General features: G+C 46.1%; 14 protein-coding genes and 1 pseudogene. 2 read left to right on the plus strand and 13 right to left on the minus strand.

The annotated features are described in order from the left end of the window. Positions 1-130: 130 nt before the first annotated feature. Complete coding sequence (locus ACJB0T_RS04130; RefSeq protein WP_479293891.1) at positions 131-667, minus strand: GNAT family N-acetyltransferase; 537 nt, start codon at positions 665-667, stop codon at positions 131-133. Between the two features lie 201 nt (positions 668-868). Between ACJB0T_RS04130 and ACJB0T_RS04135 the strand changes: the two genes are divergently transcribed. After that, a complete protein-coding gene (locus ACJB0T_RS04135; protein ID WP_479293889.1) occupies positions 869-1723 on the plus strand; it encodes a MaoC/PaaZ C-terminal domain-containing protein in 855 nt (284 codons plus the stop codon). On the opposite strand, the gene ACJB0T_RS04140 is transcribed toward ACJB0T_RS04135, so the two are convergent. The 5 genes and pseudogenes from ACJB0T_RS04140 to ACJB0T_RS04160 all read right to left on the minus strand — a co-directional run bounded on the left by ACJB0T_RS04140 (position 1716) and on the right by ACJB0T_RS04160 (position 4894). Then, positions 1716-2054 (minus strand): DUF5329 family protein, encoded by a 339-nt coding sequence (locus tag ACJB0T_RS04140; protein WP_479293887.1) that lies wholly within the window; start codon positions 2052-2054, stop codon positions 1716-1718. The genes ACJB0T_RS04135 and ACJB0T_RS04140 overlap by 8 nt on opposite strands. Beyond that, a pseudogene (locus ACJB0T_RS04145) lies at positions 2051-2283 on the minus strand (MBL fold metallo-hydrolase); the annotation flags it as partial. The gene ACJB0T_RS04140 and the pseudogene ACJB0T_RS04145, both read right to left, overlap by 4 nt. Positions 2284-2285: 2 nt before the next feature. After that, positions 2286-3140: an arginase family protein gene (locus tag ACJB0T_RS04150; RefSeq protein WP_479293885.1), complete on the minus strand. Its 855-nt coding sequence runs from the start codon at positions 3138-3140 to the stop codon at positions 2286-2288. A gap of 6 nt (positions 3141-3146) precedes the next feature. Beyond that, the gene (locus tag ACJB0T_RS04155) at positions 3147-3881 is read right to left on the minus strand and encodes an IclR family transcriptional regulator (protein WP_479293883.1); all 735 of its coding nucleotides are present in this window, start codon (positions 3879-3881) and stop codon (positions 3147-3149) included. A gap of 437 nt (positions 3882-4318) precedes the next feature. Beyond that, entirely contained in the window at positions 4319-4894 is a 576-nt protein-coding gene (locus ACJB0T_RS04160; protein WP_479293881.1) for a porin family protein, read from the minus strand. A gap of 267 nt (positions 4895-5161) precedes the next feature. On the opposite strand from ACJB0T_RS04160, the gene add reads away from it, so the two are divergent. Continuing rightward, positions 5162-6151, plus strand: a complete 990-nt coding sequence (gene add, locus ACJB0T_RS04165) for an adenosine deaminase (protein WP_479293880.1) — start codon at positions 5162-5164, stop codon at positions 6149-6151. A gap of 63 nt (positions 6152-6214) precedes the next feature. Here add and ACJB0T_RS04170 read toward each other — a convergent pair whose 3' ends face one another. The 7 genes from ACJB0T_RS04170 to ACJB0T_RS04200 all read right to left on the minus strand — a co-directional run bounded on the left by ACJB0T_RS04170 (position 6215) and on the right by ACJB0T_RS04200 (position 14679). Then, complete coding sequence (locus ACJB0T_RS04170; RefSeq protein ID WP_479293878.1) at positions 6215-8389, minus strand: TonB-dependent receptor; 2175 nt, start codon at positions 8387-8389, stop codon at positions 6215-6217. Positions 8390-8502: 113 nt separating this feature from the next. Then, positions 8503-9267 carry a Fe(3+) dicitrate ABC transporter ATP-binding protein FecE gene (gene fecE / locus ACJB0T_RS04175; protein WP_479293876.1) on the minus strand — a complete coding sequence of 255 codons (765 nt, stop codon included), beginning with the start codon at positions 9265-9267 and terminating at the stop codon, positions 8503-8505. Next, complete coding sequence (locus tag ACJB0T_RS04180; protein ID WP_479293874.1) at positions 9267-10232, minus strand: FecCD family ABC transporter permease; 966 nt, start codon at positions 10230-10232, stop codon at positions 9267-9269. The genes fecE and ACJB0T_RS04180 overlap by 1 nt, the downstream gene beginning before the upstream one ends. Continuing rightward, on the minus strand, positions 10229-11227 hold the full coding sequence (locus ACJB0T_RS04185) for a FecCD family ABC transporter permease (RefSeq protein ID WP_495292911.1): 999 nt from the start codon (positions 11225-11227) through the stop codon (positions 10229-10231). The genes ACJB0T_RS04180 and ACJB0T_RS04185 overlap by 4 nt, the downstream gene beginning before the upstream one ends. A 7-nt stretch (positions 11228-11234) precedes the next feature. Then, entirely contained in the window at positions 11235-12146 is a 912-nt protein-coding gene (locus ACJB0T_RS04190) for a Fe(3+) dicitrate ABC transporter substrate-binding protein (RefSeq protein ID WP_479293872.1), read from the minus strand. Between the two features lie 154 nt (positions 12147-12300). Beyond that, complete coding sequence (locus tag ACJB0T_RS04195) at positions 12301-12912, minus strand: flavin reductase family protein (RefSeq protein ID WP_479293870.1); 612 nt, start codon at positions 12910-12912, stop codon at positions 12301-12303. Between the two features lie 150 nt (positions 12913-13062). Then, positions 13063-14679: a methyl-accepting chemotaxis protein gene (locus ACJB0T_RS04200; protein WP_479293868.1), complete on the minus strand. Its 1617-nt coding sequence runs from the start codon at positions 14677-14679 to the stop codon at positions 13063-13065. Positions 14680-14791: the final 112 nt, after the last annotated feature.

Genomic DNA, 14791 nt, shown 5'->3' on the forward strand with positions numbered 1-14791 from the left:
GGGGCAAATCCGTGTTGGCTTCCGAAAAACTAACTCCAGCAAAGTGCTTTAGAAGATCCTCATGTTCAAGGAAATGAGGAGTGATCCTAGGTGGAACGTGAGAAGGGGAGATTACCTCCCCCAATACCCACTACCAAAACTCAGGCTTATCAAAGGCCGCCACACAACTTGAGCTACCATTGATCGGCTCCAACGTCTCTGCCGTTAGTGATTGTGCTAGCCAGCCATGAGGATGGCTAAGATTATGAGGAGCAGCAAACTGCTCAATAGTAATCGGCTCAAACCCGACTCGGCCATAGTAGTTTGGATCGCCGTAGGTAAACGCAAGGGATACGCCTTGTGCTGTCATTGTATCTAGACCAAACTTGATCAGCTCTTGACCCACACCCTGACCTTGGTAGTCGGTATGTACTGCAACCGGTGCCAACAAAAATGCAGTTTTATCTGACTCAAAGTTAAGGCGAGTAAAGTAAATCGCGCCTGCCAAGGTGTCGTTATCCATTGCTGCAAACACGACGATATCTTCACTGTTGGTTGTTTCGATTAGGTCTCTTGCAAGCTGACCAATGGCTTTACCTTCTTCCAATCCTTCTGAGTCACCAAATGTTTTTGCGAACAATGCTTCCAACATCTTTGCTTTAGGTTGTTGTAACTGTATGTAGTTCATTTCTATTGCTCGGTTATTCAATGATGTAAGGAGCTTAAACTGTAAAGCAGTAGACAGGTCAAGTACGAAGTCCATAAAGAATCGAAGTTGAATTTCTGTGTAAGACTTTACTAATTATGTCTGTCGAACTCTCTTTCTGGCCTTGAGCTATCCACCGCGTTACCAGTAAACTTCAACTTAAGTTTTGCCAGGAAAAAGATAATGCACATTGTTGCCAATAACAGCGTTCGATATCGTTCGTTACTGCTTAAAGCACTCTTGAAACGACCACAACGAGGAGCGCTGCCGCAATCATCAGTAAATGCGCTGCTGTCCAATTCATCCTTTACGATTGATGAAAATGTGCTTCGCTGTTACTGCAAGCACTTTGGTTTTGATGAATCGCGCGTACCCGCCACCTATTTGTTTGTGGCAACACAGAGTGAGTTACTACAACTTTTCGTTCACCCAGAAACGCCAATTCGTCCATTGGGGTTAGTGCATACGTTTGTTGAGTTTGAACTGATTGAGAAGCTAGAAGTAGGGAAGAGTTATCAATTTACAGTAACGCTTGAAATGAAAGAGAAAACGGAGAGAGGTCAACGATTTGAGACACTTGGGGAGTTCTCTTTGGATGGGAAAACGCTAGCGCGTTATCGTAGTGGATATTTGATGCCAATTAAAAATTCGAAACCAAAACGGGGTGGCACAGTTTTGGTGGATGATATATCCGCCTATCAGCATCAAACCAACCTACAGACATCAAAAGCGAGCACTAGAGCCTATGCGAGCGTGTCGGGTGACTATAATCCGATTCATCTAAGTGGTTTTATGGCGAAGCTTTTTGGGTTCAAAGCACCCATTGTTCATGGCATGGATATGGCAGGGAGACTATTAAGTGTTGCTAGCAAACAAGTTGGCAATAACGAGAGAGTGAACCAGTGTCATTTTAGCTTCAAACGCCCAATATTTGTTTCGCAAATGCTGGACGTTGTTAGTGATGGCAGTCAGGTTTTGCTGGTCAATGAAGAGGGCAAAACGTGTGTGATGATGAGTGCTTCACAGCGCATTAGTTAGGCTTTGACAGCAGTTTCTGGCTTAACCACTCAGCACTGCTCGTCGATTGCCCATCACAGACCACTTTATACGCTCTACCGGTAAACCAGCTTTTAGATGCCACTTCATCAATGAACACTTGAGTGGAAGTGACATTGTCTTTGGCATAATCCCATTTTCGGCGCAGGTGCGCCGCTGCTTCTTGGCCATTATGCTCATCACCATTGCGAATAAAGGTGCAAGGGGAGCTGTTCATTTGCTCGATGAGGTAGAGCACATCGCTTTCTGTACTTGCCAGCGCACTTTGGCTGGCAAAACTTAGAACCAAAGCGGTGATCGGCAGCGTTCTCATTGCTGCCACCACTTAGTGACTGGTATTGGGTTCGCAATATCGAAGGTGCTGTTGTGGATTGGCATCATGACTTTACCTTGTACATCTATGTGTGCTTGGACGCTTTGTTCTGGAAACATGTGGATCTGTGACCAGAGTTCATTGTATGCACTGGTTTCGATCATCGTAAAGTCAAACGGCAATATTTTTCGCCAAAACCACCAAAGTAGCCAGAATCACCACTGAAGTACCTTACTCATAAAATTGTCCCAGCTCTTGCACCAAAAGCTGTGTTGCTTTGGAATAAATATGGCGCTCTTCTGATCCTACTAACTGCACCAGAAGCACCTTGTTCGAAGCCAAACATTGGCGAAGCACACGCAGCACCATATTGATGTCCAACTTATGCTTCTCGCTACTAGAGTTGTGCTTTGAAATCGAGGGAAGGTCGATAGTTAACACCAATTTGTCGCAGTGACTAATAAAACGAGCAAGCTGCTCTTTGAGCATAGTACGACCGCGGTAATTGACCTCATCGGCAAGCAGCCAGTTACAACCCATATCTTCTGCGTACTCAAGCTGTTTTTTGTCGCAACGATTGCGATCAATACCTATATGAAATGAACGGCATTCATTAAAGCGGTTTAGAGCGAAATGGAGCATAGAACCCATCGTCAAATCCAAACACTGATCCATGAGTAAATGGGCGTTGATATTGATAATGCCCACATCCTCCTGATCAATGATAAGGCTTGGTAGAACATCGAGTAGAGTTTCATGGCAATTGGTGATCACCAGCGGCATTGCACCAACAGTCAGCTGTTCAATTAGTTTGTCGTTGAAGTTCAAACTTGTTGCGGGATTCTCGAAATATGGCGGCTTGGTACAAGTGACCTTGAGGTCAGGGAAGTGCCCAATATTTCTCATTAAATGAGAATTGTGCTGCGCGCTCAGCCAATCGTAGGCAGTATCGAGTAAAGAGTCAGCGTCTTCAACTTGAGCGTTGTTAAGAGGTTTAATCGTTTCACAGACGGTCAGTATCGACAGTTTGTTTTCCAGGGCTGGATGATAACAACGTTTCCATAACTGTTTGAAGACGCTGAGCATGATGAATTACCTTTCTGGTGGCAGCGCTCTGGCCGCTTGTAATACATGTAGAATAAATCTGTCCTTGTTTGCCTCTACGCGGTGGGCAGGGGCCATAATGGAAACCGCACCGATCAGCTTTGTGCCTTTAGTCACTGGAGCACTGATACCGGTTACGCCAGGATCAAACTCTGAAGTACTGATAGCAAAGCCTTGACGACGGATCTGTTCTAACTCACTTTGCCAACTCTCTGCGTTCGTTTCTTCACCAAAGTGACGAAGGATTTTTTCGCGGCGAGCCTCTGGCAAATAAGCCAACATCACTTTAGAAGACGCGCCTCGAAGTAATGGCTGACTTTGGCCACGAACATAACTGCAGCGGAGTGCCTGTGCGCTTTCTTGTAAGCTAACACAGAGAGCTCTGTAGCCCACTGGCACCATGTAGGCTGCCATTTCACCTGTTTGTTTTTGTAAACGAAACAAGATGCTTTCAATTGTTTCCAGATTATGTGGACTCGATTGGTAGCTGTGCATAAGCAATAGGGCGGCTGGACCAACAATCAGTGTTTTATCGTGAGCGCTCTCTTCAATTAGGTTCCATTCTTTGAGCAGTTTTATATGTCGATACAAACTACTCAAAGGAACACCAAGTTGCAGGCTTAATGCTTTGGCAGAGACGGGCTCATCCGATACGGCAACTTGCATAAGCAGTTGCAATGGCTTTTCGTTGACCTGAGTCGAGGGTTGCTGTGCGTTTCCCATAATTGGTTATCTATCATCAATAAGGACTACGCAATTTATATTCCTGTCAGATAAGAAAGGGAACAAAATTCATCGATCCCTTTCTCACCAGATGAAAAATACGCAAATTCTGACATGTTATGAATCTTGCGATGCATCAATGCAATTGGGTGAGTATCTAATTAGAGTGTGCTTAATACTTAGGGAGAGATGGAAAATGAAATTTGTTTGTGGAACCTGTCGCCAATTTCAAAGAGACAAAGAGAATGATAAATTTATCTGCAGTGCTTGGGGAAACCCGACGACAATGAAGCGCGATGGTTGTCAGTTTTGGATGCCTAAGAGTGAGCGGCTGTATCCGATTGAGGAATCTAATTTACGGGAATGAAAAAACGCCCAAAGTCTACGGACGGTGGGCGTTGGTTTTATTACTACCAGGCTAGTAAGCGCCGAGATTATTAGAACTTGTATGAAGCACCTAGGTATACAGAACCTGCTGAGAAAGTTACAGTATTGCCGTTGTCGATATTTGCTACATTGAATGCGTCAGCCTCATAAGCCACGCGAACTGCAAGGCCTTCGACCATTTGTGGTGCGTATTCAAGACCTAACCCGTAACGGAAACCTGTTGCAGAATCACTTTCTTTATGACCGCTGTCATTGATATCCATGTTAACGCGAGACAGACCTAGCGTAGCGAATGGGCGTAGACCATTGTCGAAGCTGTAGCCTAGGTTTGCTGCGAGTGAGAAGGCACTTGGGGTCATTTTTAGATCGTTAGCACCTTGAGGAGATAACTCGCCATAGTTTGTGTAACCACCTTCCAAAGCAACGATACGGTTGAATTGGTAACCACCGTACACACGAAGAGAGCGCGCACCGTCAATAGTTGGAAGGCCAGAAATGTCACTCGTTTCTAGCTTGCTTTCAGTAAGACCAAAACCACCACCAATGTAGAAACCTGGTTCCGTAGAGTTTGCCCACGCGCCAGTTGCCGTTAGTGCAGAAACTGCAAGTACTACTGCTTTTTTCATTCCGATACCTTAAAAGAATTTTTAGAGTGTTTGATTGTTGGGGTGTAATGTAAGGGATCTCTATGGGGAACTCTGTGCGAGAAGTGTCGTGAAATGTGGTGGAAGTGTCACAGAACTGTTTGCGACTAACGTCAATAAGTGACATTCCAATACGCAATCGTTTACTCGAATATTATTGAGTCTCATCACACTTTTTTGGAACGTCAGGGTGGTTTTGTCGTACGTTTATCAGTATAACTGCCAACGATTACGACTAGAGAGGTAACGATGAATTATAAACAATTGCCAAAAATCGACCTTCACTGCCACCTAGATGGAAGTGTGCGCCCAGAAACTATTATCGAGTTGGCGGAGCAACAGAACATCGATTTGCCTAGTACGGACGTCAACGTTATTCGCGATATGATGATCGCTCCAGAGACCTGTCCTAACCTCATTGAATACCTAAAGCGTTTCGACTTGCCGCTATCGGTCATGCAAACCAAAGAAGCGCTAGAACGAATCGCTTTTGAAGTGTATGAAGATGCAGCACTTGAAAACGTCACTTATATGGAAGTTCGATTTGGTCCACTTCTACATCGTGAGAAAGGTCTGAATGTTGAGGAAATCATCGGTGCAGTCGTTGCGGGTATGCAGCGTGCTGAAAAGGTACACGGTATCAAAGGCAATATCATTTTGTCGTTACTGCGTCATATGCCAACCGATGAGATTAACGATGTGATTGATGTTGGTTCGCAATATGTAGGCAAAGGCGTGGCTGCATTTGACCTTGCTGGTGGCGAGGAGCTTGGCTTCTGTGAGAAGTTCATTCCGTTTGCTCAGTATGCAAAACAAAAAGGCCTTAATGTTACGATCCATGCTGGCGAGCAGGGAGAAGGTCAGAACGTATATGATGCGATTACAATGCTAGGTGCGGAGCGAGTGGGACACGGTATCCACATTGCGACACATCAAGCGGCATTTAACCTGGTTCATGAGAAGCAAGTGGCACTGGAAACCTGCCCAAGTAGCAACGTGCAAACCAAAGCGGTAGAAAGTATGGACGTTCACCCGATTGAAGACTTTAGACAGCGTGGTATTCCAGTAACGATCAATACGGACAACAGAACGGTGTCCAACACGACTATGACAAAAGAAGTACAAAAAGTGATGGAACAGTTTAACTTGAGCGAAGAAGATTATATGCACATCTATCGCAATAGTGTGAATGCTGCATTTACGGACGAAACTACGAAGTCACAGCTCCTAGCTGGTTAGAAAAACTGAGTTAGTGTTGCCAGAGTTATAAAAAAGACCCTCACCATTGGTGAGGGTCTTTTATTAAAAGTCGACTTCGTAGCCTAAGCTAAACGTCCTACCGCGACCCGAGAAGTAATAGGCACTATGGTGACGGATTTGGCTAAAGTAGTTAATGTACTGCTCATTAAACAGGTTCTCAATACCGACACTGATGCGGCCATACTGTTTCATGTTGTAGAACATCGAAAGGTCCATCAGACCATAGCCATCAAATTTCTGTGCACTGCCCGCACCGTTCTGCTCTTTTGAGCGTGAGAACATGTGGTTGTATTGTACTCGGCCATTCCAGTTATCAGAAAACTGGTGGTTCATTGCGACCAACAGGCGATCTGGTGATAGGTTTTTCAAATCCATATCGCTGTCTACTCGGCCGTCTTGGTTAGTATCTACCTGACCTTCGACGTGCGAGTATAGCGCTTGAAGCTGAGTGGTTGGTAAAATGTGGTAGGTGGAGCTTAGCTCATAACCTTTGATGTCGGTTCTTTGGCGAACAACATCATAGGTTCCGCCTTTGTTTAAGCTCAGGTTAGCGCCATCTTTTGCAATAGACATGTAAGTGCTACCGCTAATGAAGAACTTATCGTTGCTGTAACTTAGTCCAACTTCGTAGTTGTCTGTTACGACTGGCTTAACCGCTGGCATAGTATTGAAATCGATAGGGTGTCCGCCAGATGGCGCATCAACACCAGGCCCGCCGATCCAGTTGCCGCGAAGTACTCGGCCAATATCTGGCAAACCGAACCCTTGACTAAAGCCAACGAATGAAGACACGTTTGGTGTGAAATCATAGACGGCGCCAGCGTTAAATACAGCTTGGGAGAAGGTTTGTTCACCACCGATGATGTTCACTTCACGATGACCGCCGTTGCCGTAGCCCCAAAGTGTTTGACCATTCGCCACTTTCACGCGTGTATTTTCAAAGCGCACACCACCAGACAGGCGCAGTGAATCAGTGACCAGCATGTCACCTTGAACGAACGGTGCGATGCTCTGATACATCATATCTGGCGTCACATCGCGGTTCGATTGGGTCAGTTTTTGTTTGGTCGAGTCTTCTAGACCATCAAGGCCAATCACCCAGCTATCGTCAAGGCCAAGGAGATCCAGCTTCACATAACTGAGTTTGAAACCCTTTTTGGTAGAGACGATTGCGCCTTGGTCATACTGTTTGTCTGGTGTAGGCCACCAAGATGCTTGTCCGTAGACAGCTTCAAAGTTTTGGTAGAAGGCCTGGAATTTAAGCTCACCACCTAAGAAGTCGTAGTGATCATAACCAAAGTTATAGAGCTCAGCGTAGTTAGAGGTTGGATCGCCACTTGGTGTGCCTTTTACAACGGTACCTGGTACGCCATTTTGCCAGTCGCCTTTTACAGCAACGTAGTTTTGGTTGCTTTGTAGTTTGAATCGGCTGGCACTAAAGCTGACGCGTTGATTACCACCATCAAAGTTGTAGCCACCTTTTGCAAGAAAGTTGGTCGCGTTTGAATCTTGAGTTTCACCTTGGATCGAGTTCATGCCAATTGGGTTGCCATTACCGTCGTAATACAGACCTTGCTGCTCCCACGCACCACCGATAAACAGATCATAATCTTCATCGTATTGGCTCAGGTTGTAGTAAACCTTGCCGCCTGTACCGTCTTCTTTGAGGTTAGAAGTCAGTCGTGTACCGATCGTTTGTTTCCAGTGATCGCCTGGTTTGGCACTCTTGGTTACGTAGTTAATGATACCGCCTGTCGCGCCATTACCCTGCACAGCACTCGCGCCTTGCACAACTTCGACACGCTCAAGCATTGAAGAGTCAACGGTATAGCCATTACGGTTACCATTTCGAAGGGGGTTATTTTGTGGAACACCATCGACCATGATAAGTGCAGTACGGCCGCGAAGGTTTTCACCTTGCGTCGATAACTTCTGACGACTCGGGGTCATGCCTGGTACCAAGTTTGCGATAACGCTGGTCAGGTCGTCGGCGACCGCAGTTTGCTGTTTGAGCTCTTTTTCAGAGATAACGTGGATTGACCCTGGGATCTTATCTGCGTCTTGGCTGTAGCGTGTTGCCGTTACCACCATGTTTTCATCGGCGTTATCTTGTTCTGTTTTTGTCGATGACGCTGTTGTTTCAGCTGCGTTGGCTTGAGCAATGGATAGTGCGAGTAGTGAAAGGGATAAAACTCGGTTCCCTGTTGATGATGCCATTAGATGTAATTACCACTGATTTTAAATTTCGTTGCAATGGTAGTGCTTATGATAATGATTATCAATACTTAAATTTCAATGTGTTGTACTTAATGTATAACACATTGAAATGATTAGCGTGCGACGCACATTGGGGTGTTGGAGACAGGGTCTTCAATCACCATCGCATCTAGGTCGAAGACGTGTTTGAGTAATGACTGGGTAAACACTTCTGACGGAGCGCCCTCGGTCATGAGTTGACCATCCTTAAGAACAATCAAATGGTCACAGTAGCGGCAGGCTTGGTTGAGATCATGTAAAACGACAACTACAGTTTTACCTTCTTGATTCATGGTTTGCATGGTGTGCATTAGCTCGACCTGATGAGAAAGATCAAGGTAAGTGGTGGGTTCATCTAGCATGACGATTTCGGTGTCTTGCGCGATGATCATCGCGATCCAAGCACGTTGACGCTGACCACCAGAGAGAGCATCGATAGGCAGTTCGGCTAACTCGCTTATGCTGGTGGCCGCCATAGCACGTTCTACGATTTGGTTATCCTGTTCGTTGAGTTTTCCCCAATGTGAGGTGTAGGGTGCACGCCCATACTCAACCAAGCGGCGTATAGAGATACCTTCTGGGCTAGTATGCGTTTGAGGTAACATCGATAGCCTTTGTGCCAGCGCTTTAGTTGGGATCTTAGTTAGTGGCGTATTGTCAATAAACACCCCGCCAGATTTAGGCTGATTGATTCTTGCCAGTGTTTTCAACAGGGTTGATTTGCCACAGCCATTCGGTCCAATAAGAGCCGTAATTTTTCCCTTTGGGATCGACAGGTTGAGATCTTGGATAATGGTTTTGTTGCCATAGGCAACGTGTAGATTTTTAACAGACAGCATTACCAACCCTTGTGTCGTTTTAATAGAAAGATGAAGTAAGGTGCCCCAATGACGGAAGTCAGAACACCAGCAGGAAGTTCGATTGGTGGCGAGATACCTCTAGCAATAGCATCTGCGATGAGCACCAATAACGCTCCAATCAATGCTGAGCCGATGGCGAGCGCTTTATGATTGTGTCCAAATAACATGCGAGCTAAATGCGGTGCGAGTAATCCAACAAAACTGATGGTTCCGGCGATGGACACACTAAGGCTAGCGAGCATGACGGCGCTGAGTATTGCGGCTATCTGTACCTTTTCGAGTTGCACGCCCAGAGCAATGGCGGATTCGTCACCAAGGCCGATGATATCAAGACGCCATGCGTACCATAGGGCAATTGGCAATAAAATGGCCAAGCCTAGCCAAATATAAGGGAGCTGCTCCCATCCTCTGCCCCACAGACTTCCTGTCAGCCAAATCATGGCGGTGTTGATCTCGATAGGATGGACAACTAAGAGAAAGTCGATACCACTGGCTAATAAGGCGCTGATAGCGATGCCGGTAAGCGCCATTCTCGCTGGTGGTAGTTTTGCCGCTTGGGCGATGATAACCAAAGCAAGTCCTACGCTAACGCCACCAAAGATGGCCGCCAAAGGAAGATACCAAACTGGCGCATTGGGATAGATGGTCAATAGCAGTGTGGCAGCGAACCCAGCGCCAGCACTCACCCCTATCAAGTCTGGAGAAGCAAGAGGGTTTCTGATCACGCCTTGTACCAGCGCACCAGAGACACCAAGTCCCGCACCGACACTAATGGCAAGCAATAGTCGTGGAAATCGATATTGATTAACGACAAAGTCATAGTCTCCACCCTGAAAAAGGGTATCGACGATTTGTGCCAATGACAATTGCGTGACACCAACTAGCATGCTTACGATGCCTACAGCAATCAGAACCAGAGCTAGAATTAACCAAGAAAGCTTCATGAGTTGATGCGGCCTTTTATGGAAATATAGATGAAAAATGGCGTGCCAATCAGCGCTGTCACTACGCCTACTGGCGTCTCGCTTGGGAAGGCGATGGCACGAGCCAAGGTATCAGACAGCATCAGTAACAATGCACCAAGAAGCGCACTGGCTGGTATCAAAACGAAGAAGTTGTTACCAACAAGCTTGCGTGCCATGTGAGGAACAAGTAGCCCTAAAAAGCCAATTGGACCCGCTGTGGAGACACTGACACTGGTCAGTATAACAATGGCTAGGCAAGCAAGTAGACGTATGACAGTAGTGTTGACGCCAAGCCCAGTCGCGACATCGTTGCCCAGTACCAATAAGTTTAATTGATGAGCTAGCCCCCAACTGAGTAGCAGGGCAAACAGACTAATCGGGGCGAGCAGACTGATAGAGTCCCAGTCGAGGTTACTAACAGAGCCAATTAGCCAAGATTGAATGCTATAGGCTTGATCGTCTGCAAGAATAATCGTGGCTCGAGTTAACCCTAGTAGCAGAGCATTAACTGCAATACCAGCAAGCACAAGCTTGACTGGGTGAGGTCGATTTTCGAAGAAACCGCCAAGATAAATAACCAGTAGACCACTTAGCGCACTTCCCAGTGCTCCTGCTACGAAAGTAGGTAACGGTAGGGTCAGTATTCCAAAGCTGGTCAATACAATCATAAGTGCCGCACCCGAATTGATGGCGAGCACCGACGGTGAAGCAAGTGGATTTCGAGTAAGGCCTTGCATGAGCACACCAGCCACGGCTAAGTTGGCACCAATCAGCGCACAGCCCAACACTCTCGGCATGCGGAGCGTATTGATTATCTGATGCTCCATATTATTAGCATCGAAGGCAAACCAATAGTGACTGAGAGCGGAGATCGTTAAATCGAAACTAGACCAAGCGATCAGGGAGATGTTTAGGGAAATAAACATTCCCAAAAAAAGTGCAAGCCAAAGCTTGCACTGTTGGAATTGGAACATAGGTAAACTACGGCTTCTGGATGATGTCAGTTAGGTTTTTAGCAATGCCTTCTGCTGCGATTATCCCTCGGTTTAGTGACCACAATTGCGGCGACACTTTCACTGCTTGCTGTGACTTTGAAACGTTCAGCATCATAAAAAGAGGATTGTTCGCCCAGTCATCATAGACGGTATGGGGTTTATATGGGCCAAGTAGCAGCCAATCTGGGTTGATTTTTAAAAGCTGCTCAAAGCTCACTTCAATGTACGCTTTGTCTGTTTTCGGAACGGCGGGCCCTTTCAGTCCTAATGCAGTAATAACCCCACCCGCGTAGGAGTCTGGTCCATGTAGCCACATGCCTTTGTCTGTTACGACGGCAAACTGAAAGTTGTCTGCTGATGATAGATTCTGGCGATACTGAGCCATGATCTCGTGGTGCTTTTTAATTCGAGCTTTCATTGCAGCTTCTCGGTTTACCGCAATACCGATCTTCAATGCCGACTCTAAGTTTTCCTCATAAGTTTCACCACGGCTTTTTAGAAGAACGGTCGGGGCTATGCTTGAAAGATCGTTGTAAATGGTAGCGTGACGCTCAGCATCCGCGATGATGAGATCGGGCTTGAGCTCTGCGATGGCCTCTAAGCTTGGCTGTGGGCGCACGCCAACAGATTGCCAGGGTTTAATCAGCTCACGAATTTCAGGCAGAATACGTTCGATATTCTTGTCATCGGCGACCCCGACGGGGGAGATGCCTACCGCCGCGAGCGCATCTACAAAAGAGTACTCAAGAGCGACAACACGACTTGGGCTGCCTTGAATAGTAACTTGTCCTTGTTGGTCTTCGAAAACTCGGGTGTCGCTTGCTACAGCGGAAACACAGACAAAAGCGAGAAAATTGACGATAACAGCACGAAGTCCTTGTGCAAAAGAGATATTCATAGCGAGCTCAATGTAAAAAATAACAGGAGCGCAATCCTACATTGATTGGGAATGGTTATCAATAACATTAAAGATAAGTTGCTAATATGAAGCAAAACAAAACATTACATAGAATGAATGGTTTGTTTTGCTGCTGAAGGCCAAAAGAGAGGTGCTATTGAGGGCGTTGTACCGTGATGGTTTTGTCTAACGTGGCGTAATCATTGCCGCCCAAGCGAGATACCGGATCAACTTTGAGAGCATCGATGACCAAGCGCTCGTTCTGCACCGTGACGACTTGGTCATCGATGTAAACTTTTTCTATTTTGGCGATGAGCAAGTGTTGAGGGGTATTACCGACCTCTAGAACATCATGAAGGGTGCAACCAAAGGCGATGGGACATTGCTTTACTCTAGGTAGGTTGAAGCCGTCTAGATCGTCGAGTTCGACCTGACTGGCGATGACTTCTGAGTCACCGTGGCTCAATGTTGCAGAGGTTTGAGTCATGGTTTCAGCGCTTCCAGTAGACGCAATGTGAATGACAAGCTCTTTATTCTTGATAGCGTTCACCGCGGTGTCTTTTAATGTTCCATCTGGCTTTTTACCCACTGAGAGCATCAACAATGGAGGATTGCTCGATATCGGAGCGAAATATGAAAATGGGGCGAGATTATAATTGTCGTCGGATGATTCTGTGAGCGCCCAAGCTATCGGGCGAGGGATGACGGTTTGTGTCATTAAATGATAGATAGCGTTATGGGATAACTCATCGAGGTTGAGCTGCATACTGACTTCTCCGTGTCGTCATTTTTAGTATGTCAAAACAGTATCATAATCAGTTGAAAGTGTGGAGAAAGTGAGCCTTAAACTTACACTAAAGCGTGAATATGGATAAAAAACGCTCCGTCATTGCGGAGCGTTCTACCATTCATTTTCTTACACTCTAAAGTAGGCCAGTTTTTGTGTTAGCTCGTCGGAAGCTTGAGCCATTGACTGTGACTGCTGCGCCAAACTTTGGCTAGCCTGTCTGATCTCGCTAATCGATAAGTGCACGACGCTAACGTTTTCATTCACGTCATTGGCAACGGTACCTTGTTGCTCAGCTGCCGCCGCAATTTGCGTCACCATATCGTAAGTATCGTTGAGTTTAGCTACTGCAGTATCCAGTTTTTCTTGTGTTTGCGAAGCCAAATCCACACTCTCAGACACCTTAGTTTGGTTCGCCGCCATCACTGACAATACGCTGTCTGTGCGCTCATTGAGCTGGTCAATGGTGGCTTGCACTTGCGCGGTAGACTCTTGAGTGCGGCTGGCCAAGTTTCGAACCTCATCGGCAACTACGGCAAAACCGCGACCTTGTTCGCCAGCGCGCGCTGCTTCAATCGCTGCGTTGAGGGCAAGAAGGTTGGTCTGCTCTGAAACTTCGTGAATCACGTTTACCACAGAGCTAATGTCGCTTACGCCTTGTTTTAGTGCTTCCATGAGCTGATGGGTGCTGGTGATGTCATCAGAAATACCGGCGATATTATTCAGCGTATAGCCCATACTGCGACTACCTTCAGCAGCGAAGTTTTTGCTTTCTTCTGTTGTCGCAGAGGTGCGCTCAGAGTTGCCGGCGATATCTTGAATAGTTGATGACATTTCACTCATGGCTGTCGCAAGCTGCTCAAGTTGCTGGCTTTGGGAGTCAATACTAGTAGAGGTTTCTTCGCTTGCCGCGGCAATGCTACTAGAAAGTTGGCCAGAATAATCAGCCGAAGCCTTCGCCGCGGTGATCGTGTCTTTAAGTGCCGACATCATGCGTGCAAGTTCATTGCTTAAATAACCCAGTTCATCCTTACGGTCGCTCGACATGTTTACGGTTAGATCTCCATCAGCGACTCGATGAACGCGTTGTACTAGGCTCTCAATAGGCTTGACGATATTACGAGCAATGAAAACGCTAATAACAATTAACACAATGGCAGCAATCGCATCGACAATCAGCTCTTTTATTAACTGGCTTTGGAATGCTTTGTCGATATCTGCAGTTTGAACACCCGAACCGATAATCCAGTCCCACTCAGGAATGTAATTTACGAAAGAGATTTTTTGTGATTCTTCACCGTTGCTACCAAGCCAGTAATAAGTAACAAAGCCACTACCTTGTTTGGTTGCAACCGCACTCATTTCTTGCCAGAAATAATTACCACGAGAATCTTGTAGATTACTTGCTTTAGTGCCGTTTAACTGTGGGTTAGTTGGATGCATGACTACCTTTTCATCGCTAGTGGCGATAAAGAAGTAATTGTTGCCATCGTAGCGTAGCGCTTCAATGGCTTTCGCAGCTGCTTGCTTTGCTTGCTCTTCACCCATAGATGCACTGAGCTTTTGATAGTGACTTGCTAAGGTGTACGCCACTTCGACATTCGAGCGTACCCGGTCTTTGCGTTGGTCGTAACTTGAGTTTTTTTGAATGATAAGATTAAAAGTACCCAGTGAGAATAAAATGAGTACGGCAAAGCCGACAAGAGCCTGTAATTTCGCTCTGATCGACAAATTATTCAGTTTCACAAAAATATTCCTCTTTACCTTTTGAATGCAGCAAGTTCCATTTGAAATACCATTGACGGTATTTAGATTGCTCAGTAGCAAGTCATAGTATCACTTATTACTGATAATATTG

Source organism: Vibrio sp. CB1-5, assembly GCF_059412285.1.

What these genes read in the sequence shown, in the direction of transcription:
- ACJB0T_RS04130 (WP_479293891.1), bottom strand. Translation starts at nt 667, where the DNA reads ATGAACTACATACAGTTACAACAACCTAAAGCAAAGATGTTGGAAGCA.
- ACJB0T_RS04135 (WP_479293889.1), top strand. Translation starts at nt 869, where the DNA reads ATGCACATTGTTGCCAATAACAGCGTTCGATATCGTTCGTTACTGCTT.
- ACJB0T_RS04140 (WP_479293887.1), bottom strand. Translation starts at nt 2,054, where the DNA reads ATGAGAACGCTGCCGATCACCGCTTTGGTTCTAAGTTTTGCCAGCCAA.
- ACJB0T_RS04150 (WP_479293885.1), bottom strand. Translation starts at nt 3,140, where the DNA reads ATGCTCAGCGTCTTCAAACAGTTATGGAAACGTTGTTATCATCCAGCC.
- ACJB0T_RS04155 (WP_479293883.1), bottom strand. Translation starts at nt 3,881, where the DNA reads ATGGGAAACGCACAGCAACCCTCGACTCAGGTCAACGAAAAGCCATTG.
- ACJB0T_RS04160 (WP_479293881.1), bottom strand. Translation starts at nt 4,894, where the DNA reads ATGAAAAAAGCAGTAGTACTTGCAGTTTCTGCACTAACGGCAACTGGC.
- add (WP_479293880.1), top strand. Translation starts at nt 5,162, where the DNA reads ATGAATTATAAACAATTGCCAAAAATCGACCTTCACTGCCACCTAGAT.
- ACJB0T_RS04170 (WP_479293878.1), bottom strand. Translation starts at nt 8,389, where the DNA reads ATGGCATCATCAACAGGGAACCGAGTTTTATCCCTTTCACTACTCGCA.
- fecE (WP_479293876.1), bottom strand. Translation starts at nt 9,267, where the DNA reads ATGCTGTCTGTTAAAAATCTACACGTTGCCTATGGCAACAAAACCATT.
- ACJB0T_RS04180 (WP_479293874.1), bottom strand. Translation starts at nt 10,232, where the DNA reads ATGAAGCTTTCTTGGTTAATTCTAGCTCTGGTTCTGATTGCTGTAGGC.
- ACJB0T_RS04185 (WP_495292911.1), bottom strand. Translation starts at nt 11,227, where the DNA reads ATGTTCCAATTCCAACAGTGCAAGCTTTGGCTTGCACTTTTTTTGGGA.
- ACJB0T_RS04190 (WP_479293872.1), bottom strand. Translation starts at nt 12,146, where the DNA reads ATGAATATCTCTTTTGCACAAGGACTTCGTGCTGTTATCGTCAATTTT.
- ACJB0T_RS04195 (WP_479293870.1), bottom strand. Translation starts at nt 12,912, where the DNA reads ATGCAGCTCAACCTCGATGAGTTATCCCATAACGCTATCTATCATTTA.